The sequence below is a fragment of the Roseomonas sp. SRI_022 genome (genome assembly GCF_057586215.1).
Genome location: NZ_JBYCZL010000007.1, coordinates 43,564 through 64,894, shown reverse-complemented (window position 1 = coordinate 64,894; position 21,331 = coordinate 43,564). Strand labels below are relative to the sequence as shown.

Genomic DNA, 21,331 nt, shown 5'->3' with positions numbered 1-21,331 from the left:
GGGACTCACTCCTTGTCGGATGGGGCGGGGGGAAGCAGCATTTCGGCCGGCGCGGACAGCGTCCGGCCGAGCCAGCGTGCGGCGGCAGGCAGGTCGATCTGGGCGAGGGCCTCCGGCCCCATGGCGCGCACCGCCTGCAGGAACAGCAGCGTGTTCGCGGCATCCGCGCGGCCCTGCACCTGGGCGAGCGGGCTGCGATAGCGCAACACCGCCTCCTGCCCATCGAGCAGCAGCGCCGGCACCTCCCCGCGCCTGCGCAGGATGGCGAGGCAGCGCGCGACCAGCGGGCTGAGCAGTTCCGATTGCAGCCGGCCATAGGTCGCACCCAGCAGCCTCGCGGTCTCCGCGGCACGTTCCAGCACCTCGGTCGCGGTCATGGTGTCGCCCCGCTGCGGGCCGAGCCGATCGGCCAGCAGCGCACCACGGATGCGCGTGCGCAGATCCGTCAGCACCAGTTGCGAGACATCGAAGTTCCCAGGTGCCGCGAGCGGCGTCAGCCCCGCCGAACCCGGTGCCTTCGGGATGATCGCGCCAGGTTCCAGCCGCACCGTCGCCGGGTTCAACACGCCGTCGTCATCGGCCTGCCAGATGCCGGTCGCGGCGATGGAGGCGTTCTTCAACACCAGTTCCACCACCTTGTTGGCGGTGCGGATGTCGGGCAGTGCCTTGGCGACGGGGCCGCGGCCATAGGTTTCGCCCGGCGCCTTCAGCCAGCGGAAGGCGATGAAGGGGCTTTCCGCGAAGCGCCCTTCCGCCAGCACGACCGCGCCGGCATCGGTCGCGGCGATCGCCATGAAGCGCGTGCCGGACTGGTCGGGCCAGACGGCTTCCACGACACGATGGCGCGCGTGGTCGGCATCATCCCCGGCCGCTTGCGGCAGTGGTGCCGCGGGGTATCGCGACCGCAGCGTCGCCTCGTCGAGCCGTGCGGCGCGGAACACGGTGTCGAGCCGCCCCGACACGCCTTCCTCCAGCACCGCCTCGCGCAACGGTACGGCCGTGAACCGCAGCGCGGAAGCCTCGCCGGGCGGCGCTTCCTCGACCAGCAGCACGCCGGTGCCGGCGACCACCAGGTCGAGAAACGCCTGATGCATCTCAAGCGCGAAGTTCGAGCGGTCGAGATGGCTTTGCAGCGTCTCCGCCGCATCTTCCAGCGCGATCGCCGCCTGGCCATCACCTTCGACCGGGCGCGCCGGGGCCAGGCCGAACCAGCGCGACCAGGGCGGCGTCAGTTCCGCGAGCAGCGAGGCGGCAAGCTGTTCCGCGGCATCCGCCGCCGTCGCGTCATAGATCGCCACGCGTCCGCCGGTCGCCGGCGGCAGCACATGGTCGTAGCAATCCTGCCACAGCGCATCCTGGGTGCGGCGGCGGTCGAGTGCGCGGGCCTGCCGCGCGAGGATCTCCTCCGGCGTCATGGCGTCATTCCCCCAGCAGCGACTTGCGCGTCGCGGTGAAGTCGGTCCGCGCGCCCAGCAGGCCGCGGGCGGAGGTGGCGATGGTGCCGGCCAGGCCGCGGGTGCTGCGCTCGCGCGCCTCGCTGCGGGATGCGGCCGCACTCGCCTCGGCGGCCTGCGCCGGATCGGTGGTCGATGTCGTGGCCGGCGCCGCCGGCGGCGCGACGACGACAGGCTTCGGGGCACGGAACAGGCCACCCATGCGCGCGCAGCTCCTTGTCTGGATGCAGTGAAGGGGTCCCTTCCCGGCCGCCCGAAAAGACCGCGGGCCCGCCCTCCGGTGGGAGGAGCAGGCCCGCGCAAGTCTTCGGGGAACGGGAGGAAGCCACCGGGCGCAACTCGCCCCTTGGCGATCGGATAATTATCCTAGTTCGGTAGCGTATACAAGACTTTTTTCTTATTTCCTGCAGAAATCTTACCAAGCCGCCGGAACAGGCCCCAAGGCGTGACCGCGCGCGGCGCGCCAGCGCCCAGCACCGCGCGGCACAGCCCGACGCAGGTGAAGGGTAGCAGCTCGGGCAGCCAGGTCCTGCGCGGCGCCCCCGGCGCGAAGGGGCCAACCACGGCGAGCCCCGCCCGCTCATAGAAGCCCGGCAGGTCGTAGCCCGCCGGCACCGCCAGGCGCATGATCATCAGCCGTCCCGACAGCGGTTCCAGCACGGTCCAGCCGGCCTCATCGCGCAGCGCGGCGAAGCAGTGGCGGAAACCGCGGCGCAGCGGGCGCAGCCAGGGCTGGTCGGCATCGCCGCCGAAGGCGATCCAGACCTGCTGCGGGGCGTCGCGGGCGAGGCGCAGGCGCGGGGTCATGCGGCATTGGAGGGGCCTTGCCCCTCCAAACCACCCCACCAAAGGCCAGGGGGCCTTTGGAATGCCGATACCTTGGCCCTGGGCGCCAAGTGGAGGCTCCCAAAGGCCTCTAGGCCTTTGGTAGGGAGGGTCCGGGAGGGGCAAAGCCCTTCCCGGTTCCGTCCCGTCACGCCACGATCCCCTTCACGCGCAGCGGCCATTCCAGGCGGTCCATCGCCTCCCGCCACTGCGCGGCATCGGCGCGCTCGGACAGGTGGCGCGGGTCGGGCGCCTGGCCGCGCTCGCCCCAGACGCGCATCACGCGGGCATGGATCAGGTCGATGCGCCGGTGGCGGTACAGCCGGTCGAGACACTTGATGACGTCGTCCGGCTCGCAGGGGCGCACCTTCTCGCCCTTGCCGGCGGAAATGCGGGCGCCGTCACGCCGCGCGGTCAGTGCCGCCATGGTCCAGAACCAGGCCTCCTCGGCGGAGCGAAACGGCTCCGCGGCGGTAATGCTGGCGAAGCGGGGGACGTGGGCGCTGCGGGGGGCAGGTCGCATGGGGGTTTCTCGCCTGTCAGGTGAACAATACGAGAACATTAAACGCAACAGTTGCGAAGGGCAAGGTCGAAAAGGAACATGCACCTATTGATTTCTGAAACAAAACCTAGGATAGGTTGCCCAGGACGCGGCACATCATCTGGAGTCGCGCCATCGGGACCATCCACCATGCGGCATGACGATATCTGGCGCGCCCTCGATGCTCTGGCGGCGGAACATGGGCTGTCCGCCTCGGGCCTGGCGCGCAAGGCGGGGCTCGACCCCACCGCCTTCAACCCCTCCAAGCGCATCGGCGCCGATGGCCGCGCGCGTTGGCCCTCCACCGAGAGCGTCGCCAAGGTGCTGACCGCCACAGGCCGGGGGATCGAGGATTTCGCCTCCCTCGTCTCCGGCCTGCCGGCGCTGCCGCGCGGCGGCGGCCGCGGCGGTGCCGGGCGGCGCGTGCCGCTGATCGGCCTCGCCCAGGCGGGCGGCGAGGGATACTTCGACGATGGCGGCTATCCCGTCGGCGGGTCCTGGGACGAGATCTCCCTGCCCGAGATCGGCGATCCCAATGCCTATGCGCTCGAGATCTCCGGTGAATCCATGGAGCCGGTGTTCCGCGACGGCGATGTCGTGGTCGTCTCCCCCGCCGCACCCGTGCGGCGCGGCGACCGCGTGGTGGTGCGCACCGCGAAGGGGGAGGTGATGGCGAAGGAACTGCGCCGGCAATCGGCCAAGCGCATCGAGCTCGCCAGCCTGAACCCGGCGCATCCCTCCTACAGTTTCGAGCTGCCGGAGATCGCCTGGATGCACAGGATCATCTGGGCAAGCCAGTAGGCGCGATCAGCCCGCCTTCCCGCCCTGCCCGCTCAGGATCGCCTGCAGTGGGTTGGGCTGCGGCGGCGCGACCAGTTTCAGCGTGTTCGTATCGTGGTGGTTGAAGGGCTGGGTGCCCCGGATCATGAGGTCCGTCTCGACCTCATAGGTCCAGCTGCCATCCTCGTTGAAGGTGATGGCGCAGCTGTAGCGGTCGGTGCGGAACGCCTCGTCCAGGAAGGCGTTCGAACAGATGCCGTAGCGGTCGTCGCCGCGCGTCGCGGAAACCGAGATCCGCTTGTCCCCTGGCTTGGCGTGCCCCGCCGCCAGCACGATCTGCCCGCGCGGGATCGTCAGGCTTTGCAGGATCAGCCCCGTCGCCGGTTCCCACAGCCAATAGCCGACCTGGTCGTGGAAGGTGATCTTCTCGTCCGGTGTGTTGATGTGGATGTGGTAGCGCAGGCCGTAGAGAAGCTGCGGCCCATTGGTCTGCGGATCGATCACATCCATCCGCACATGCTCGCGGAACACCCGCCGCTCCGGCCCCTCGGCCTTGGGATTGATGTCGATGCCCTTATCCGCCGCCCAGACCCCCGCAAGGCCGCGCAGCGGGCCGAGATTGGCGAGACCGTCCGGCGAGGCCTCGGGTTCCGTGTAGATGTCCTTCGGAATGGGCAGCATCGGGCGATCCTTCCTCGGCCTCGCCCGAGGCTAGCGCCATCGGCTCCCTTCAGGCCATCGCCCCCCGCGCCGCGATCGGCCAGAGGCATTCCACCCGCCCCTTCCGCACGCCGACATACCAGTCGTAGCGGTCGACTGTCGGGTCGCAATGCCCGGGCACCAGCCGCAGCTTCTCGCCCAGCGCCGGCGGGGTGCCGTCCTCGATCAGGATCTTGCCGTGCTCGTCCGATGCGCCGGCATAGCGAAGCCCAGGGCGCTGCCACACGCCCGGCATGCCGGAATCCACCGACACGCCCTTGTGCCCGCAATCCACCACCGCGACGCCGGGTGTCGCGCGGCTCATCACCTGCGTCAGCACAAACAGCGCGTGGCGGAAGGGCGGTGCGTCGTCGTTCTTCGCGTAGTCCACATCCATGAAGGCGTAGGACCCGGCCTGGATCTCGGTATAGACGCCGCTCGCCGCTTCATGCCGGAAGGTGCCGGTGCCCGCGCCGCCGACGATGGGGCAGTCGAGGCCGCGCTGCTTCAACTGCTCCACCGTGCGCCGCGACCGCGCAGCGGCTTCGGCGATGGCCGCCGCGCGCTGTTCCGGCGTGCGCATGTGCTGCGCGCTGCCGTGATAGGCCTGCAGACCGCCGAAGGTCAGTTGCTTGCTGGCCGCGATCCGTTCGGCAAGTGCGACGGCCGGCGGGCCGTGTTCGACGCCCGCGCGGCCCATGCCGACATCGATCTCCACCAGCACGGGAATGCGCACGCCGGCCGCTTCCGCCGCCTGTTCGATCAGCGCGATCTGCGCGGCATCATCGACGCAGACGCCGATCTTGCAGATCCGCGCAAGTGCGGCGAGCCGCGAGAGCTTGCGCGGGCTGACCACCTGGTTCGTGACCAGCACGTCAGGGATGCCGCCCCAGGCCAGCGCCTCGGCCTCCGCGACCTTCTGCACGCATTGCCCGACGGCGCCACGCGCCATCTGCAGCTTCGCCACCACCGGCGATTTGTGCGTCTTGGCGTGCGCCCGCAGCTTGGCGCCGGTCGGCGCCAGCAGGGCGGCCATGGTGTCGAGATTGTGCTCGAACGCGTCGAGGTCGATCAGCAGCGCCGGCGTATCGACCTCATCCTCACGCATGCCGGGTTCGGCGGGCGGCGACTGCAGCATGGTTCATCCCTTCGCGTTGTCGCGGCATGATGCGGCGATGTTGCCATCCGATCCAGACGTGCTCGTCATCGGCGCCGGCTGCGCGGGGATCGCGGCGGCGCGGGCGCTGGCCGCGCGCGGGCGGTCCTGCGTCGTGCTGGAAGGCGGCCACGGAATAGGCGGGCGGGCCCGCACGCAAGCCAGCAACCAGATCGTCGGCACGGCCTTCGATCTCGGCGCATCCTGGCTGCATCAGGGGAACGACAATCCGCTGACGCCGCTGGCCCGGGCGCTGGGCATGCCGCTGATCGACCATGACGCCCTGCGCCAGCGCCGCCTGCACGCCTTCGGACGCGCAGCGACCCCGGCCGAGCGTCGCTCCTTCGCAGCGGCTGAGGACGCATTCTGGGTGGCCATCGAAGCCGCAGCCCGGGATGGTGGCCCCGACCGCCCGGCTGCCGAGGCCGCCCCGGCCAGCGGCCCATGGGATTCAACAGTCGCGCATTGGGAAGGTGCCCAGATCTGCGCCGCCGAACTTTCCCTGATGTCGCTGCACGACTTCGCCGCGACGGCGCTGGACGGGCCAAACCTGATCACCCCGGACGGCATCGGCATGCTGGTGCATCGCCTTGGCATGGGCTTGCCGATCCGCCTGGCCTCCCGCGTGGAACGCCTGCGCTGGGGCGCGAGGGGCGTGGTCGCGGAAGGCAGTTTCGGGCGCATCGAGGCCAGGTCCGCCATCGTGACCGTGTCCACGGGCGTCCTGGCTTCCGGCAGCATCGCCTTCGATCCGCCCCTGCCACTCGAGACCCAAACCGCGATCCACGCCCTGCCGCTCGGCCTGCTGACCAAGATCGCCTTCCGGGCAGATCACCCCGAGGCGCCGGACCTGCCTTCCTATGCGAGCCTGCGCCGTGCCCTCGTCGATGCCGACGACCGCCCGATGTCCTGGGTCGCGCGCCTGTTTCACGCCCCCTTGATGATCGCCTTCTGCGGTGGCGCGCGCGCCTGGGAGATGGCCGGCGACCCCGAACGCGCCGAGGCCGAGGCACGCGAGGAAGCCCGCCTTGTCTTCGGCCAGCGCGCCGCTGCCGCCCTTGGCCCCGCCATGGTCACGCGCTGGGCCGAGGACCCGCTGTTCCTCGGCTCCTACAGCCACGCCATCCCGGGCGCGCAGGCCGCGCGCACCGCGCTGGCGCGCCCGCTCGCGGATGGCAGGCTGTGCTTCGCCGGCGAAGCCTGCCATCCGCGCTTCGCCGCTACCGTCGCAGGCGCCTGGCTCAGCGGCGAGGACGCCGCCCGCGCGGTCCCCTGATCAGGGCCAGTCGCGCGCCGCATCGGCACGCCAGGCCGGCGCGATCCAGGCCTGCGCGCGCAGCACGCCGCGCGCCGTCGTCACCGTGACCGGCGTCAGCGCATAGGCGCTGCCCTCGTAGTCCGACAGGCGCTGCAGCGCCGCCGGGCCGGGGCGCAGCACTGCGCCCTCCACGACGGCGGCCGCGTCCTCGATCAGCGTCGGATAAGGCGTGCCGCGCAGGAACACCCGTCGCCAGCCAACGAGCCGCGCCGGGCGAAGCCGCCGCGGCAGGGACGGCTCGCCCGACATGCGGGCGAGCACGTCGGGATCGAGCAGCGTGCCATAGACGAAGACGATCACTCCGGCCGCAGTTGCACCGAGGCGACCAGGTCGCGGATCTTCGCCGACTGGGCGCGGACCATGACCCCGAAGCTGTCGGAATCGGAACCTACCGGCTCGGCGCCGACTTCCTCGCAGCGGCGGACGAAGTCGGGGTTGCGCGCGGCGGCCGCGATCTCCCGCTGGAGCCGCGCCATCACCGGGGCAGGCGTGCGCGCGGGGGCGAAGAAGCCGTTCCAGCCCTCCAGCTCCAGCGAGGGGAAGCCGAGTTCGCGCACCGTCGGCACATCCGGCAGCACGCCGGCGCGGCGGGAGGCGACATTGCCCAGCCCCTTCAGCGCGCCGGAACGCACATGGGTGAAGCAGGTCGAAATCTGGTCGCCACCCAACTGCACGCGCCCGGCGATGAGTTCCTGCACCAGCGGCGCGGCACCACGGAACGGGACGTGTTCCATGCGGATGCCAGCGTCGCGCATCAGCACCTCACCCACCATGTTCATGAAGGAACCGGGGCCGGTCGAACCGTAGAAGGGCGGGCGCGGCTGCGCCTTCGCCCACTCGACGAAGCCCTTGAGGTCCGTCACCGGCACCGATGGATTGGCGAGGATGATCAGCGGCACATTGGCGCCGAGCGACAGCGGCGCGAAGTCGCGGTCGATGTCGTGCGGCGGCCGCCCCGTCAGCGTCATCGCTGCCGTGGTGGTCGGGAAGGTAATGTTGTGGAACAGCAGCGTGTAGCCATCCGGCGCCGCCTTGGCGACGACATCCGCGCCGATCGACCCGCCACCGCCGCCACGGTTCTCGACCACGACGGACTGGCCCATCGCCTCGGTCATGCGCTGGGCGAACAGGCGCGCCAGCAGGTCCGTGGTGCCGCCGGCCGGAAAGGGCACGACGATGCGGATGGGGCGGTTGGGGAAATCCTGCGCCAGCGCGGGGGCGGCCAGCAGGCCGCCCGTGGCGAGCAGCAAGGATCGGCGATCGAAGGTCATTCCCGGTTCTCCTCCTGCGGCCCTGTTGCCGGGCGCGCTGGAAGGGAAGGCTAGACCGGCTTCTGCGGCGACGGAAAGCCGTGACTGGCGGAGCGTCGGCGCGATGCCAAGCATCGCGCCGGGAGCGCAAGGCGCGACCGCGCCCAGACCAATCGCCGCCCCCGGCGCACCAGTGCAGGGCGCGAAGGCAAGGCGGCCGGATGGCCGCCGCCCGCCGCCTGAGGGATCAACAAAGACTCAACTGACCGACGCCGAAGGCGGGCGTCAGTGGCCCGCGTTCTCGGCGGAGAAGTCCGGCGCTTCCAGACCGCTCGCCACCAGCTGCTTCACGAGTTGCGCCTTGAGCCGTTCGAGCCCCGCCTCGGTCGTCGCCTCGCAGCGCGCGACCAGCACGGCCTGGGTGTTGGACGCCCGCAGCAGCCACCAGCCGTCATCCGTCAGCACGCGGACGCCGTCCACGTCTTGCACCTTCGCACCCTCCGCGGCCAGGCGGTCCTTGACCTCCTTCACCACCACGAACTTGCGCGCTTCCTCACAGTTGAAGCGCAGTTCCGGCGTGTTGATCACCTGCGGCAGGGCGGCGCGCACCTCGGACAGCGAACCGGCCATGCGCGCAACGATGCCCAGCAGCCGCACGGCGGAATACGGCGCGTCGTCGAAGCCATACCATTTGTCGGCGAAGAAGATGTGGCCCGACATCTCACCCGCCAGCGGACTGCCGGTCTCGGCCATCTTCGCCTTGATCAGCGAATGCCCGGTCTTCCACATCAGCGGATTGCCGCCGGCCTTCGCCACCTCATCGAACAGCACCTGGGATGCCTTGACGTCGGCGATGATGGTCGCCCCGGGCCGCGCCTTCAGCACATCGCGCGCCAGCACGATCAGCAACTGGTCGCCGAACAGGATGTGGCCTTCATTGTCCACGACGCCGATGCGGTCGCCATCACCGTCGAAGGCGATGCCGAGGTCGGCCTTCTCGCGCGCCACCTCGGCGATGATCTGCTCCAGGTTCTTCGCCACGGTCGGGTCGGGATGGTGGTTCGGGAAATTGCCGTCCACATCGCCGTTGATGACGTAATGCGTCCCCGGCAGGCGGGCCGCCAGTGCCTTCACGATCGGCCCGGCCGAGCCATTGCCCGGGTCCCAGACCACCTTCAGCTTGCGGTCACCGCCATCCCAATCGGCCAGCACGCGATCGGCGTAGCGGTTGGCGATGTCCACGGCGCGGTCGGTGCCCACGCTCTCCGGCACCACGTCGCCCTCGCCGGCCATGCGGCCGATCTCCTGGATCGCGGCGCCATAGAACGGCTTCTTGCCGATCATCATCTTGAAGCCGTTGTAGTCCGGCGGATTGTGGCTGCCGGTCACCATCACCGCGCCATCGGCTTCCTGGTCATAGGCGGCGAAATACAGCATCGGCGTCGCGCACAGCCCGATGCGCACGACCTCCACCCCGCAGGCGCGCAGCCCGGCGACGAGTTGCGCCTCCAGTTCCGGCGAATGCAGCCGCCCGTCATAGCCGACGGCGACGCGCTTGCCCCCGTCGCGCACCACCACGGACCCGAAGCAGCGGCCGATCGCGAAGGCATCCTCGGGCTTCAAGGTTTTCCCGACGATCCCGCGGATGTCGTATTCGCGCAGGACGGTGGAATCGAAGCGATGATGGAAGGCGGGCATGGTCACTCCGTCACGGGCGGCCGATGGAGGAATAGGTGAAACCGGCGGCGCGCATCGCCGCCGGATCCCAGACATTGCGAAGGTCGAGAACAACGTCGCCCTTCATGGCAGCCTTGAGGCGATCCGGTGACAGCGCGCGGAATTCGTTCCATTCCGTCAGCACCACCACGGCATCAGCACCCTTCGCGGCGTCCAGCGCCGTGCCGGCGAAGCCGACCGCGGCCGGCAGCGCCTGGCGCGCATGGCCCGGCTGCGGGTCATAGGCGCGCACCTCCACCCCCGCGGCGACCAGCGCCGGCAGGATGACGAGGGACGGCGCATCGCGCATGTCGTCCGTCTCGGGCTTAAAGGTCACGCCCAGCACGCCGACGCACCTGCCCTTCGGGTCCGGGCCGAGTGCGGCGAGGATGCGCTCCGCCATCTCTGCCTTGCGCGCGTCGTTCACCGCGATCGTCGCCTCGACCAGGCGGATCGGCGCGCCGGCATCCTGCGCGGTGCGCGCCAGCGCCAGCGTGTCCTTCGGGAAACACGACCCGCCATAGCCCGGGCCGGGATGCAGGAACTTCCGCCCGATGCGCCCATCGAGGCCCATGCCGCGCGCCACGTCATGCACATCGGCGCCGACCTTCTCGCAGAGATTGGCGATCTCGTTGATGAAGGTGATCTTGGTCGCAAGGAAGGCGTTGGCGGCGTACTTGATCAGCTCCGCGGTCTCGAGGCTCACGGCAAGCACCGGCGTCTCGATCAGGTAAAGCGGGCGGTACAGCTGCTTCAGCACCGAAGTCGCATGGTCGTCGTCGACGCCGATCACGACGCGGTCGGGCCGCATGAAATCGCCGATCGCACTGCCCTCGCGCAGGAATTCCGGGTTCGAGGCGACCGAAATCTTCGCGTCCGGCCGCACGCGGCGGACGATCGCCTGCACCTCGCGCCCGGTGCCGACCGGCACGGTGGATTTCGTCACGATCACCAGCGGGCCGTCGGCGGCCTTCGCCACCTGCTCGGCCGCCGCATAGACATAGGTCAGGTCGGCATGCCCGTCGCCGCGCCGGGTCGGCGTGCCGACCGCGAGGAACACCGCATCCGCCCCCTTCACCGCGACCGACAGGTCGGTGGTGAAGGTCAGCCTGCCGTCCCGCACATTCTCCGCGACCAGCTTGTCGAGGCCCGGCTCGTAGATCGGCATGCGGCCGGCATGCAGGCCGGCGATCTTGTCGGGGTCAACATCCATCACGGTCACGTCCACGCCGAATTCGGCGAAGCACGCGCCGGAAACAAGACCGACGTAACCGGCGCCGATCATGGCGATGCGCATGGGGATCCCTCGTATCTGGGCCAGATGGGGGTGGAATGACGCGTCATGGCGGGTCTGGCAAGCCGATCAGGCGGCATCGTCCACCTTCGGCAGCAGCGTCAGCAGCGCCTCGATGTCCCGCTCGGGGCGGCAGAGCAGGTGGAGCGGACCGCCCGGCCCCGCGGCCAGCGGGAAGGGCGTCAGCCCGATATCGGCATAGACCCGCAGCAGCCCCGGCCCGGCGCGCCAGAAGGCGGGATCGACGCCGGCGCGCTCGCAGACATCACGGAATCGCCAGATGGCGGACACCCGGTCGCGCTCCTCCCCGGCCGGATCGCCGAGGCCGAGCCAGATCCCTTCCCGCTTCACGAAGGCGAAGCCGGCGCGGCCCGCCTCCCCGAAGATGGCGCCATCCGCACCCCCGATCGCCGGTGCGACCGCGCCCAGGGCGAGCAAGCGCTGCCGCGTCGCTTCGTCATAGGCCACCGCCCCGGTACGCGCCGGGCGCAGCAGCCGTGCCGCGGCCGCCAGCAGCAGCACGCCCGCCAGGCCCACGGCGAAGCGCAGCGAGTCCGGCGTCTCGGCCGACATCACCACCGCCCACCAGGACATCTCGCCGAACGGCCCGGCATAGGCGATGCCCGCCAGCGTCAGCGCGCTGAGCGACAGCGCGGCGAGTGCCGCGACCGTTTCGGCTGTCAGCGGTTCCGCCGTCAGCCGGGCGCGGCGGTAGAAGGCCGGCCGCACGGTGGCGAGCAGCACAGCCAGCAGCAGGAAGCCGCCGGTGAGCCACCATGGCTCCCCGCGCAGCCAGACGACCAGCGCGCCGTTCAGCAGCAGCACCAGCGCCGCCCACCAGGCGATCGCGAGCCGCCGCATCAGCCCATAGGCGGCGACCAGCAACAGGCAGCCAACCACCGACGCGGCGAAATGGCTCGCCGCCTCGTCCAGCAGGTCGAAGATGCCATCGAGCATGTTCGGCTTGGGCGGCAGCGCGCCGATGATGATCATGGTCATCGCCGCGAGGCCGGTCAGCGCGGCCATCGCCGGCACCTCGAAGGAAATCGCGACGCCGCGCTCGGGCGCGATGCGATCCATCAGGTGGCGGCGCTGGCTGACCTCGAAGCCCGCGAACATCAGGCCGGCGATGAACAGCGGCACGATATAGTAGTACAGGCGGAACAGCAGCAGCGCGCCGATCACCACCGGCGCGGCGAGATGGCCCGACAGCCCCAGCAGGATCGCCCCGTCGAAGACGCCGATCCCGCCCGGCACGTTGGCGACGATGCCCGCCGACAGGGCCAGCACGTAGATGCCGAGGAAGTGCAGGAAGGTCAGGCCATCCGCATGCGGCAGCAGCGTCCAGAAGATCAGCGCGGTGACCGCCACATCGGCCGAGGCGAGCGCGGTCTGCGCCACCGCCATGCGGAAGCCCGGCAGGTCGATCTGGTGCCCGAACAGCCGGAAATGCGGCACGAAGCGCGCCAGCAGCACATAGGCCGCGACAATCGCCCACATCACCAGCCCGGTCGCCTGCTTCGCCCAGCGCGGCGCACTCTCGGTGAAGAAGGACAGGATCTCGGGCTCCGCCACCAGCACCAGCCCGCCCAGCGCAAAGCCGCCGAGCCCGAAGGTCAGGGAGGTGAAGGCCACCACCTTGGCGATGGCGAGCGGCGGCAGCCCCCAGGCGGCATAGAAGCGGTAGCGGATCGCCGCGCCCGACACCGTCGCGAAGCCGAGGTTGTTCGCCAGCGAATAGGCGACGAAGGACGCCAGCGAGGTCCGCGCATAGGACACCGGATGGCCCGCATAGACCGAGCCGAGCCGGTCGTAGGCGGTCAGCACAATGTAGGCGAGCAGGGTGAAGCCCGCCGCGGCCCATAGGGAGGTTGCCGAGGTGCCGTCCAGCGCGCCCTTGATGTCGGCCCAGGAGAGCGTGCGGAATTCGCGCTGCACGACAAAGAGCGCGCCACCCAGCAGCAGCAGGCCGAAGACGGTCGGCCCATGCCGCTTCACCAGCGCGAGCAGGCGCGCGCCCATGGTCACGCGGCCGGGCTCTCCTGCCGGGTAAGCGCCGTCTCGATCAGCCCGATCGTGCCGGCGATGCCGTAGAGTGCGACGAAACCGCCGAAGCGTGGGCCTTCCTCCTGCCCCAGCAGCACCTGGTACAGCGCGTTGAACCAGCCGCGGGACACGCCCATGGACCCGTCCTTGTTCGGCTGCAGGAAGGGCTCCCGGCGGCCGGCGTCATAGACCAGGTCCTGGATCTCCTTCGCTCGCTCCTCGGCCGGCATGGCCTCGAGGTCCACGGCGCGGTCGCGCAGCGCGGTCATCAGCGCGGTCAGCGCCGCGCGCTCCGCCTCGGTCGGGGTGCGGAAGCGCTTCGTGGGCGCGACGAAGTCCCGGTAGTAATGCACGGCGTGCTCGACAAGCTTGCCGAGCATCGGCTGCGTCGCGGGCGTGGCACCTGGCGCGTAGCGGGCGAGGAAGCCCCACAGGATCGCCGGGTCGTCGGCATTCACCACGGATGCGAGGTTGAGCAGCATGGTGAAGGACACCGGCGGCTCGGGATCGTTCGGCACGGCGCCGCCATGGATGTGCCAGGCGGGGTTGGTTGGATCGGCGGCGATGCGCAGCCGGGCGCGGTGCTGGAGGTATTCATCCACCGCGCGCGGGATCTGGTCGAAGAACAGCCGCTTGGCGCGCTGCGGCTGGTTGTACATGTATTGCGACAGGCTCTCGGCCGGCGCGTAGCGCAGCCATTCGTCGATGGTCAGGCCGTTGCCCTTCGACTTGCTGATCTTCTGGCCCTGCTCGTCGAGGAAATGCTCGTAGGTGAAGGCCTCGGGCGGCTCGGCGCCGAGCACGCGGCAGATCGCCGAGGACAGCCGCACGGAATCGATCAGATCCTTGCCCGACATCTCGTAGTCCACGCCGAGCGCGTACCAGCGCAGCGCCCAGTCGGCCTTCCACTGCGCCTTGCAGTGGCCGCCCGTGATGCGCGTGGCGTGGCGCGTGCCGTCTGCCGGATCGCGCCAGATCAACAGGTCCTCGGAAGGGCGGACTTCCTCCATCGGCACCTGCATGACCACGCCGGTCTTGGGGTGGATCGGCAGGAAGGGCGAGTAGGTCGCACGACGGTCAGGCCCCAGCGTCGGCAGGATGACGCCTCGGACTTCCTCATGCTTCTCCGCCATGCGGATCAGCGCGTCGTCGAAGCGGCCGGACCGATAGTAATCGGACGACGACGCGAATTCGTAGTCAAAGCCGAAGGCGTCGAGGAAGGCGCGTAGCCGGGCATTGTTGTGATGCCCGAAGGATTCGTGCGTCCCGAAGGGGTCGGGGATGGCAGTGACAGGCCGGCCGAGATGCTCGGCCAGCATCTCCTTGTTCGGCACATTGTCCGGCACCTTGCGCAGGCCATCCATGTCGTCGCTGAAGGCGATCAGGCGGGATGGCAGCCCGGTCAGCAGGGCGAAGGCGCGACGCACCCAGGTGGTGCGCGCCACCTCCCCGAAGGTGCCGATATGCGGCAGGCCCGAGGGGCCGTAGCCGGTCTCGAACAACGCTTCGCCCTTGCCCGATTTGGCCAGCCGCGCGGCAACCTTGCGCGCTTCCTCGAAGGGCCAGGCCTTCACGGCGGTCAGATCGGCAGGGGGCTGGTTCATCACGGTGTCGAAACTCATGCGTGAATCGGAGGGGCGTTATAGGTTGGCCGGGGTCGCGAGGCGACCCCGGCGGAGTTTTAGTTTTGCCCTCACGCGGCGGGCGCCGGCCATCCGGCCGGCTCGCCTTCGCGCCCCGCACTGCCGCGCTGGCGACCACGGATGGTCTGGGCGCGGTCGCGCTTTGCGCTCCGGGGAGCGGCGTTGGAAGGCCATGCCCCAGGCTGGTGGCCGGCATCCCGGCCGCAACGGCACTGGACCATTGGTCCCGCCGCCGCTTTGCGCTAGACATCGCCCCCCTTCCAACCGTCGAAAGGACAGAGAGGGACATGCGTGTCGGTATTGTCGGTGCCACCGGTGCGGTGGGCCGCGAGCTCGTGGACGTTCTGGGGCGCCGGGCCTTCCCGGTCACCTCGCTGAGGCTGTTCGCCTCCGCCCGCAGCGCCGGCACGAAAACGAAAACGCCCTTCGGCGACGTCACGATCGAGGAATTCTCGGACGCCGCCGTGCGCGACCTCGACCTCGCCCTGCTCGCCGTCTCCGGCGACTTCGCGAAGGCCCACGCCCCGAAGATGGTCGAAGCCGGTGTGACGGTGGTGGACAATTCCTCCGCCTTCCGCCTGCAGGACGACGTCCCGCTCGTGGTGCCGGAGGTGAACGCGGCCGCCGCCGGCAAGGCGCGGCTGATCGCCAACCCGAACTGCACCACGGCGATCCTGGTCGTGGCGCTCGAACCGCTGCGCAAGGCGTTCGGCCTGAAGCGCGTCATCGTGTCCACCTACCAGGCGGCCTCGGGCGCGGGGGCGGAGGGTATGGCGGAACTCGAACGCGAATCCCGCCGCGTGCTGGTGGAAGGCGTGAAGCCGGAGCATGAGGTGTTCCGCTGGCCGCTCGCCTTCAACGTCATCCCGCAGATCGATGCGTTCCAGCCGAATGGCTACACGCGCGAGGAGATGAAGGTCGCGTGGGAGAGCCGGAAGATCATGGGCATGCCCGATCTTCCCATCTCCTGCACCGCGGTCCGCATCCCGACCATGCGCGTACATGCGGAAGCCGTGACCATCGAGACGGAGCGCCCCGTCACGCCGGAAGCGGCGCGCGAGGTGCTGCGCGGCGCGGCCGGCGTGAAGGTGGTGGACGACCCCGAGCACGGCCTCTACCCGATGCCGATCAGCGCGACGGGCCAGGACGATGTCGAGGCCGGGCGCATCCGCGCCAACCCGGTCTTCGGGGATCGCGGGCTCGACTTCTTCCTCTGCGGCGACCAGTTGCTGAAGGGTGCCGCGCTCAACGCGGTGCAGATCGCCGAGCGCCTGCCCCTGGTGGCGCGCAAGGCCGCCTGAACGGTGCGGGGGCGGGGCCAGCGGCCTCGCCCCAACCGGGCCGTCGTCACGGCCCTTCCAGCGACGCCGCGCCGATCGCAAGCCACATCTCGTCGTGCAGCCGCTTGAGTTCCAGCGCACGCAGCGCCGTCTGCTCCAACTGGCAGGATCGCCGGTTCGCCTCCGCCTCGGCGGGCGGCGAGAGCGTGCCCTCCATCGCGCAGGCCGCGTCGCGATAGCCGATGAAGGCGCGCTGCGCGCGGCGCAGTGGTTCCCGCTGGGCCGGGGGCGCAAGCAGCGTGACCTCCCCCAGCCAGCGATCCATCTGCTGCTGCCACAGCGCGACCTCGACTTGGGCGCAGATGGCCGCGCCCTGCGGCCGGCCGGGCAGCGGCGGCAGGCGGGCGATGAGCAGCCCCTCCCCCGGTTCGCCCTGGCAGACGGCGGCGATGCGCCAGGCGCAGCGGCCGAAGGCGGCGCGCGGCGGATGGGCGAGCGCCCGCAGCACGCAGGCTTCGAGCCAGGCGCGTTCGGCCGGGTGCGGCCGCGCCGGGTCTGGTGCGCGCTGCGCCATCGCCGGTGAAACGGCCAGCGCCATCGCCCAGCAGGCGGCACCGAGGCGTCGTGCCATCAGCCTCCTCCTTCCACGATCAACGCGGCGTTCATGCCTCGCGGGGCATCCTGCCGCATCCATGCGCCGTTGCCTCGCCCTTCTGGTCACGCTGCTGTCGCCCACCACCCTCCGGGCCGAGGAAGCGGAGCCACGCATCTGCGTGGCGCGCTTCACGGCCGGGGACATGCTGGCCCTGGAGCCGCGCTTCGTCGGACTGCTCGCAGGCGATGGGTGCTCGGCGGGCGACCTGCTGCATTTCAGCTTCACCGGGGAGGGTGTCGCCGCCGCAGTCGCCGCCCGGCATTGCCGCTTCGACCGGCCGGTGCTCTTCGAACGCGGGTCGGAGGTCCACCTCGTCTGCGTCTGGCACGGCACGATGCGCCGGCCGTTGCGCTGACCGCTACCCCCCGCAGCGCCGCAGCACAGCGCAGAGGCGCGAGAAGCCGAGCCAGAAGGCGCCATGCTCCGGCGTCTGCTCGGGCCTGCCGCCGAAGGCCGGTTCGCCACGGCGCAGCAGCGGCAGCCGCGCCTCGAACCGCCCGCGCATGTTCTCGACGAAGCCGCCGCTGGCGGCGAGATATTGCTCCAGCAGTTCCGTCGCCAACGCGATCTCCACCCCCGCCTGCCCCTCGGTGGTGAAGCGCTTGAGCGCGCGGCTTTCCTCGGCGAGGGCGAGGTGCAGCCGATGCAGATCCTGCAAATGGCGGGCGATGCGGCCGCGGGCGTCGCGTTCCGCCTCACCGATGGCGTTGTCCATGGACGGCCTCCGGCATCAGTCTCGCGCGACCGCGTGAAGGTTGGATGAACGCGGAGGGGCGGCCCGGTCCTCCGGCTTCCGCCGCCCGGCCGTGCGGCCTATGCGATCCTGCGGCAGCACAGGGGATCGCGCCCATGCGGATCGAGACGGTGGAGGCGCTGGAAGCGCTCTACGGCACGCCCAACCTCGCCTCGACCGCCAAGGTCGCGGATCGGATCACGCGGCAGTACCGGCGGCTGATCGAAGCCTCCCCCTTCATGGTGCTGGCGACGGTAGGACCGGAGGGGCTCGACGCATCCCCGCGCGGGGACGCGCATGGGCTGGTGCGCATCGCCGACGAGGCCACGCTTCTGCTGCCCGACCGGCGCGGCAACAACCGCGTGGACAGCCTGCGCAACATCGTGCGCGACCCGCGCGTCGGGCTGCTGTTCCTGATCCCCGGTTCCGGCACAACGCTGCGCGTCAATGGCCGCGCGCATCTGTCGATCGCGCCCGATCTGCTCGCCTCCTTCGCCGTGGAGGGCGCGGCGCCGCGATCGGTCGTGGTCGTCGCGGTGGAGGAGATCTTCTTCCAATGCGCCCGCGCCGTGGTGCGCGCGGGGCTGTGGGACGCCGCGCGCCATGCGGCGCCGGGCAGCCTGCCGACACCGGGCGAGATTCTCGCCGTGATGAGCCGGGGCGAAACGGGCGGTGAGGCCTATGACCGCGAATGGCCCGCCCGCGCCGCCAAGACCATGTGGTGACTCAGCTGAGCCGCGCTGCGACGCGCGCGACCAGCGCCTCCCGCTCCGCCCGCATCCCCGCCCCGCGCGCCCGGGCCGCGGCCAGTACGCCGGCCGGTGCCGTCTCCGGCGAACCGGCATCGAAGGGCGGTGCGGGCGCGTATTCGATCTGCAACTGGATCGCCTGCGCGGCCTCGGGCGAGACCATTTCCGCCACCAGCGCCAGGGCGAAGTCGATTCCCGCCGTCACGCCGCCGCCCGTCACCACGCGCCCGTCGCGCACCCAGCGGCCGTGTTCCGGCACGGCGCCGAGCGCGCCGAGGAAATCGTGGCTCGCCCAATGCGTCGTCGCCCGCACACCCTTGAGCAGCCCCGCCGCCCCCAGCACCAGCGCGCCCGTGCAGACCGATGTGACGAAGCGCGCGCTCGCCGCCTGCTGCCGCAGGAAGGTCAGCACCTCGTCATCCTCCATCAGCGCCGCCACGCCCGGCCCGCCAGGCACGCAGATCACGTCGAGCGGCGGGCAATCCGCGAAGGCGGTATCGGGCGTCATGGTCAGCCCGGTATCGGCGCTCACCGGCTCGCGCGTCTTCCACAGCAGGTGCACGCTGCCGCCGGGAACGCGGGAAAACACCTCGAAGGGCCCGGTCATGTCGAGCTGCGTCAGGCGCGGGAACAACAGCAGGCCGAAGCGGAGCGGTGCGGTCATGATGGCGGTCCTCCTGCGGCGAGGCTCGCATGGGCGGCCCCACCCGACCAGCCGCCGGATTTGCGGAGGGAGCAAGCCATGCGTCTCGCGGTGATCTCCGACATCCACGGCAACCTGCTCGCGCTCGAGGCCGTCCTCGCCGACATCGAGGAACGCCGGCCCGATGCGATCGTGAACCTCGGCGATTGCGTCACCAGCCCGCTCTGGCCGCGCGAGACCTTCGAGCGCCTCGCCGCGCTCGACCTGCCGACGGTGCGCGGCAACCACGACCGCTGGATCGTCGAGAAGGCGGAGGCCGACCTCACCCCCGCCGGCCGCTTCGCGCGCAATGCGCTGACGGAAGCGCAGCGCGCCAGCCTGCACGCCCTGCCGGCGACGCTGGAGGTCACCCCGGACATCCTCGCCGTCCACGGCACGCCGACGGATGACAGCACCTATCTGTTGGAGGAAGCGGCCCATGGCCTGCTCGCGCCCGCGCCGCGCGGTACGGTGGCCGCACGGCTCGGCGCTGCGGCGCGGCCGGGCGGCGTGGTGCTGTGCGGGCACAGCCATCGCCAGGCGCTGGTGCAGGGACCGACGGGCTGCACCATCCTCAACCCGGGCAGCGTCGGCTGCCCGGTCTTCGCCGACAGCCCGGCGGCACCGGGGCTGGAACATCGGTCGCCCCATGCGCGTTATGCGGTTCTGACGCTGCGGCGCGGCCGTTGGGGCGCGGAACTGCTTGCCCTCGACTACGACTGGGACGCGGCGGCGCGACGCGCGGCGGAGAATGGCCGGCCGGACTGGGCTCAGACGCTCGCGACCGGCGCGATGGGCTGATCGGCCGGCGAACACATCACCCAATCGTGACGATTCCTGTTGCGAAGAGGATCGGCGGCGCGCCCAATGCCGCGTCAGCGAACTGCGACCGTCCGGCGGATTGTCCGGACGGGTCGGATGCTTCCGGGGGCCTGAGGCTCAAGCAGAGGAGCGGTCGCGATGGCATATGTGTTCACCTCGGAACTCGTGGCGCCGATCCTGGCCGTGGCAACGGATCCGGTCGCCATGCTGTGGGCCACGAGTTGGGTCGCAGCAGCACTGGGCCTTTGGCTGCGCGCCGTGCTGCCGCCGACCGAGGACGAGGCCCTGGCGCTCGCCCTGGCCGGCAGCATGATGTGAGCCCACCCGGCGCGGCCGCTTCACGCGCCTCGCGTCAGCCGCGCCAGGTCCTCCGCCGTGTCCACATCCTGCAGGCGCCGCAGCAGCGCGACGCGCCGGCCACGGAAATTCGCGAGCGTGTCGGCCAGCGCGTGCTCGCTGGACCAGCGCACCCCGGCGAAGGGCCGCGCTGGCCGCCGCGGGCCGAGGCCGACCAGCCAGTAGCCGCCATCCGTCGCAGGCCCGAACACCGCATCGGCCCGGCCCAGCGCGCGGAAGGCGGCGGCAATGTCGGCGGGGCACAGGTCGGGAATGTCGCTGCCGGCAAGGACAGCGCGCGGCACACGGCGCAAGCAGGCGGCCATGCGGGCGCCGAGGTCGCCACGCCCCTGGTCGATGCGCATCGTCCCACGCGGCACGAAGCGCGCCCAATCGGCACGCGCGCCTCGCGGCGTGGTGGCGAGCAGCGTCCGCCAGCGCCGGTCCCGCGCGATCGGCCGCGCCGTGGCAGCCAGCGTCGCGCGATGGAAGCGCAGCGCCGCGCGATCACCGATGCCGCGCGCCAGCCGCCGCTTCACCATGCCGAGGCGCGGCGCGCGGGCGAACAGGATGACGGTCGGCCGCGTCACCGCCGCCGCCCCGTATAGAGCTTGGCGATACGCTCCGGCGAGACGCCGGCGAACCAGAGCGCAAGGCAGCCGAGGTTGCGCGCCGAACGCGCCCACCAGCCCTGCGTCCGCCAGCGTGCGGCGGAGGTGACGAAGGGCACGTCCAGCGCCACCAGCCGCGCCCTTCCGATGCGGCGCACCAGATCGACGTCCTCCATGATCGGAATGGGCCGGTAGCCGCCGAGTTCGGCGAGGAAGCCGCGCGCGATCAGCAGCCCCTGGTCGCCATAGGGCAGGCCAAGTCGGCGGCAGCGCCAGGCGACCATGCGTTCCAGCCGCCGGGCCTGCGGCGAGGCATCGTCCATCGCAAAGCGGAAATGGGCAGCGCGCCGAGCATTGGCGGGGTCGACCATGAAGGCCTGGGCGGCGTCCTGCCAGCCGGGGCCGGGGCGGGTGTCGGCATGCAGCACCAGGATCCAGGGGGTGGCGACGGCGGCGGTGCCCGTCGCCAGCTGGCTGCCGCGGCCGCGGGGGGCAGCGATGAGCAGCGCCCCTTCTTCCGCTGCCAGGGCCGCCGTGCCATCGCTGCTGCCGCCATCGGCGATCACGATGGCGGCGACATGGCCGCGCAGCGCGGCAAGGCTGTCAGCCATGATTTCCGCCGCGTTCAGGGTCGGCAGGACGGCCGTGAGTTCTTTCAATGTTCGCATTCCGGCCGCCGGAGGATGCGCGGCGCATTAACCTCTCGTTCCCATTCTGTTCTTGACGGCGGAGGGTCGTTTG

General features: G+C 70.8%; 24 protein-coding genes. 7 read left to right on the top strand and 17 right to left on the bottom strand.

Going from position 1 to position 21,331, the window contains the following annotated elements:
• Positions 1–5: 5 nt before the first annotated feature.
• The 4 genes from AC2YHJ_RS08640 to AC2YHJ_RS08625 form a co-directional block, all read right to left on the bottom strand.
• Positions 6–1,415, bottom strand: coding sequence for a portal protein (locus AC2YHJ_RS08640; protein ID WP_487395375.1), 1,410 nt, complete (start codon positions 1,413–1,415; stop codon positions 6–8).
• Positions 1,416–1,419: 4 nt separating this feature from the next.
• On the bottom strand, positions 1,420–1,656 hold the full coding sequence (locus tag AC2YHJ_RS08635) for a hypothetical protein (RefSeq protein WP_487395374.1): 237 nt from the start codon (positions 1,654–1,656) through the stop codon (positions 1,420–1,422).
• Between the two features lie 164 nt (positions 1,657–1,820).
• The gene (locus AC2YHJ_RS08630; RefSeq protein ID WP_487395373.1) at positions 1,821–2,261 is read right to left on the bottom strand and encodes a hypothetical protein; all 441 of its coding nucleotides are present in this window, start codon (positions 2,259–2,261) and stop codon (positions 1,821–1,823) included.
• 166 nt (positions 2,262–2,427) lie between these two features.
• Positions 2,428–2,802 carry a hypothetical protein gene (locus AC2YHJ_RS08625; RefSeq protein WP_487395371.1) on the bottom strand — a complete coding sequence of 125 codons (375 nt, stop codon included), beginning with the start codon at positions 2,800–2,802 and terminating at the stop codon, positions 2,428–2,430.
• Between the two features lie 168 nt (positions 2,803–2,970).
• Between AC2YHJ_RS08625 and AC2YHJ_RS08620 the strand changes: the two genes are divergently transcribed.
• Complete coding sequence (locus AC2YHJ_RS08620; protein ID WP_487395370.1) at positions 2,971–3,621, top strand: S24 family peptidase; 651 nt, start codon at positions 2,971–2,973, stop codon at positions 3,619–3,621.
• 6 nt (positions 3,622–3,627) lie between these two features.
• On the opposite strand, the gene AC2YHJ_RS08615 is transcribed toward AC2YHJ_RS08620, so the two are convergent.
• Both AC2YHJ_RS08615 and AC2YHJ_RS08610 read right to left on the bottom strand, forming a co-directional pair.
• Positions 3,628–4,281 carry an FABP family protein gene (locus AC2YHJ_RS08615; RefSeq protein ID WP_487395369.1) on the bottom strand — a complete coding sequence of 218 codons (654 nt, stop codon included), beginning with the start codon at positions 4,279–4,281 and terminating at the stop codon, positions 3,628–3,630.
• Positions 4,282–4,330: 49 nt separating this feature from the next.
• Positions 4,331–5,437, bottom strand: a complete 1,107-nt coding sequence (locus AC2YHJ_RS08610) for a DSD1 family PLP-dependent enzyme (RefSeq protein WP_487395367.1) — start codon at positions 5,435–5,437, stop codon at positions 4,331–4,333.
• On the opposite strand from AC2YHJ_RS08610, the gene AC2YHJ_RS08605 reads away from it, so the two are divergent.
• Positions 5,436–6,731 carry a flavin monoamine oxidase family protein gene (locus AC2YHJ_RS08605; RefSeq protein WP_487395365.1) on the top strand — a complete coding sequence of 432 codons (1,296 nt, stop codon included), beginning with the start codon at positions 5,436–5,438 and terminating at the stop codon, positions 6,729–6,731. The two genes, AC2YHJ_RS08610 and AC2YHJ_RS08605, sit on opposite strands and share 2 nt — an antisense overlap.
• On the opposite strand, the gene AC2YHJ_RS08600 is transcribed toward AC2YHJ_RS08605, so the two are convergent.
• From AC2YHJ_RS08600 to AC2YHJ_RS08575, 6 genes are all read right to left on the bottom strand, one after another.
• Positions 6,732–7,073 carry a gamma-glutamylcyclotransferase family protein gene (locus AC2YHJ_RS08600; RefSeq protein WP_487395364.1) on the bottom strand — a complete coding sequence of 114 codons (342 nt, stop codon included), beginning with the start codon at positions 7,071–7,073 and terminating at the stop codon, positions 6,732–6,734. It lies immediately after the preceding gene.
• Positions 7,070–8,044: a Bug family tripartite tricarboxylate transporter substrate binding protein gene (locus AC2YHJ_RS08595; protein ID WP_487395362.1), complete on the bottom strand. Its 975-nt coding sequence runs from the start codon at positions 8,042–8,044 to the stop codon at positions 7,070–7,072. Before AC2YHJ_RS08595 ends, AC2YHJ_RS08600 begins: the two co-directional genes overlap by 4 nt.
• 264 nt (positions 8,045–8,308) lie before the next feature.
• Entirely contained in the window at positions 8,309–9,721 is a 1,413-nt protein-coding gene (gene pgmG, locus AC2YHJ_RS08590) for a phosphoglucomutase/phosphomannomutase PgmG (RefSeq protein WP_487395361.1), read from the bottom strand.
• 10 nt (positions 9,722–9,731) lie between these two features.
• Positions 9,732–11,036: a UDP-glucose dehydrogenase family protein gene (locus AC2YHJ_RS08585; RefSeq protein ID WP_487395360.1), complete on the bottom strand. Its 1,305-nt coding sequence runs from the start codon at positions 11,034–11,036 to the stop codon at positions 9,732–9,734.
• A gap of 66 nt (positions 11,037–11,102) precedes the next feature.
• Positions 11,103–13,055, bottom strand: coding sequence for a phosphatidylglycerol lysyltransferase domain-containing protein (locus AC2YHJ_RS08580; protein ID WP_487395614.1), 1,953 nt, complete (start codon positions 13,053–13,055; stop codon positions 11,103–11,105).
• A gap of 2 nt (positions 13,056–13,057) precedes the next feature.
• Positions 13,058–14,701, bottom strand: coding sequence for a lysine--tRNA ligase (locus AC2YHJ_RS08575; RefSeq protein ID WP_487395358.1), 1,644 nt, complete (start codon positions 14,699–14,701; stop codon positions 13,058–13,060).
• Between the two features lie 308 nt (positions 14,702–15,009).
• On the opposite strand from AC2YHJ_RS08575, the gene AC2YHJ_RS08570 reads away from it, so the two are divergent.
• Positions 15,010–16,023 (top strand): aspartate-semialdehyde dehydrogenase, encoded by a 1,014-nt coding sequence (locus AC2YHJ_RS08570; protein WP_487395357.1) that lies wholly within the window; start codon positions 15,010–15,012, stop codon positions 16,021–16,023.
• A 46-nt stretch (positions 16,024–16,069) separates the two neighbouring features.
• On the opposite strand, the gene AC2YHJ_RS08565 is transcribed toward AC2YHJ_RS08570, so the two are convergent.
• On the bottom strand, positions 16,070–16,633 hold the full coding sequence (locus tag AC2YHJ_RS08565) for a lysozyme inhibitor LprI family protein (RefSeq protein ID WP_487395356.1): 564 nt from the start codon (positions 16,631–16,633) through the stop codon (positions 16,070–16,072).
• A 61-nt stretch (positions 16,634–16,694) separates the two neighbouring features.
• Here AC2YHJ_RS08565 and AC2YHJ_RS08560 point away from each other — a divergent pair, with 61 nt between their 5' ends.
• The gene (locus AC2YHJ_RS08560; protein ID WP_487395355.1) at positions 16,695–17,012 is read left to right on the top strand and encodes a hypothetical protein; all 318 of its coding nucleotides are present in this window, start codon (positions 16,695–16,697) and stop codon (positions 17,010–17,012) included.
• Between the two features lie 3 nt (positions 17,013–17,015).
• Here AC2YHJ_RS08560 and AC2YHJ_RS08555 read toward each other — a convergent pair whose 3' ends face one another.
• On the bottom strand, positions 17,016–17,372 hold the full coding sequence (locus AC2YHJ_RS08555) for a hypothetical protein (RefSeq protein WP_487395353.1): 357 nt from the start codon (positions 17,370–17,372) through the stop codon (positions 17,016–17,018).
• Positions 17,373–17,506: 134 nt separating this feature from the next.
• Between AC2YHJ_RS08555 and AC2YHJ_RS08550 the strand changes: the two genes are divergently transcribed.
• Complete coding sequence (locus AC2YHJ_RS08550) at positions 17,507–18,115, top strand: pyridoxamine 5'-phosphate oxidase family protein (protein ID WP_487395351.1); 609 nt, start codon at positions 17,507–17,509, stop codon at positions 18,113–18,115.
• A 1-nt stretch (position 18,116) separates the two neighbouring features.
• On the opposite strand, the gene AC2YHJ_RS08545 is transcribed toward AC2YHJ_RS08550, so the two are convergent.
• Positions 18,117–18,803: a DJ-1/PfpI family protein gene (locus AC2YHJ_RS08545; RefSeq protein WP_487395350.1), complete on the bottom strand. Its 687-nt coding sequence runs from the start codon at positions 18,801–18,803 to the stop codon at positions 18,117–18,119.
• Positions 18,804–18,881: 78 nt separating this feature from the next.
• Between AC2YHJ_RS08545 and AC2YHJ_RS08540 the strand changes: the two genes are divergently transcribed.
• Both AC2YHJ_RS08540 and AC2YHJ_RS08535 read left to right on the top strand, forming a co-directional pair.
• The gene (locus tag AC2YHJ_RS08540) at positions 18,882–19,622 is read left to right on the top strand and encodes a metallophosphoesterase family protein (protein WP_487395348.1); all 741 of its coding nucleotides are present in this window, start codon (positions 18,882–18,884) and stop codon (positions 19,620–19,622) included.
• 159 nt (positions 19,623–19,781) lie between these two features.
• The gene (locus tag AC2YHJ_RS08535; RefSeq protein ID WP_487395347.1) at positions 19,782–19,961 is read left to right on the top strand and encodes a hypothetical protein; all 180 of its coding nucleotides are present in this window, start codon (positions 19,782–19,784) and stop codon (positions 19,959–19,961) included.
• A gap of 20 nt (positions 19,962–19,981) precedes the next feature.
• Here the strand turns inward: AC2YHJ_RS08535 and AC2YHJ_RS08530 are convergent, their stop codons facing one another.
• Together AC2YHJ_RS08530 and AC2YHJ_RS08525 are read right to left on the bottom strand one after the other, a co-directional pair.
• Positions 19,982–20,569, bottom strand: coding sequence for a TIGR04282 family arsenosugar biosynthesis glycosyltransferase (locus AC2YHJ_RS08530; protein WP_487395346.1), 588 nt, complete (start codon positions 20,567–20,569; stop codon positions 19,982–19,984).
• Complete coding sequence (locus AC2YHJ_RS08525; protein ID WP_487395344.1) at positions 20,566–21,249, bottom strand: glycosyltransferase; 684 nt, start codon at positions 21,247–21,249, stop codon at positions 20,566–20,568. Before AC2YHJ_RS08525 ends, AC2YHJ_RS08530 begins: the two co-directional genes overlap by 4 nt.
• Positions 21,250–21,331: the final 82 nt, after the last annotated feature.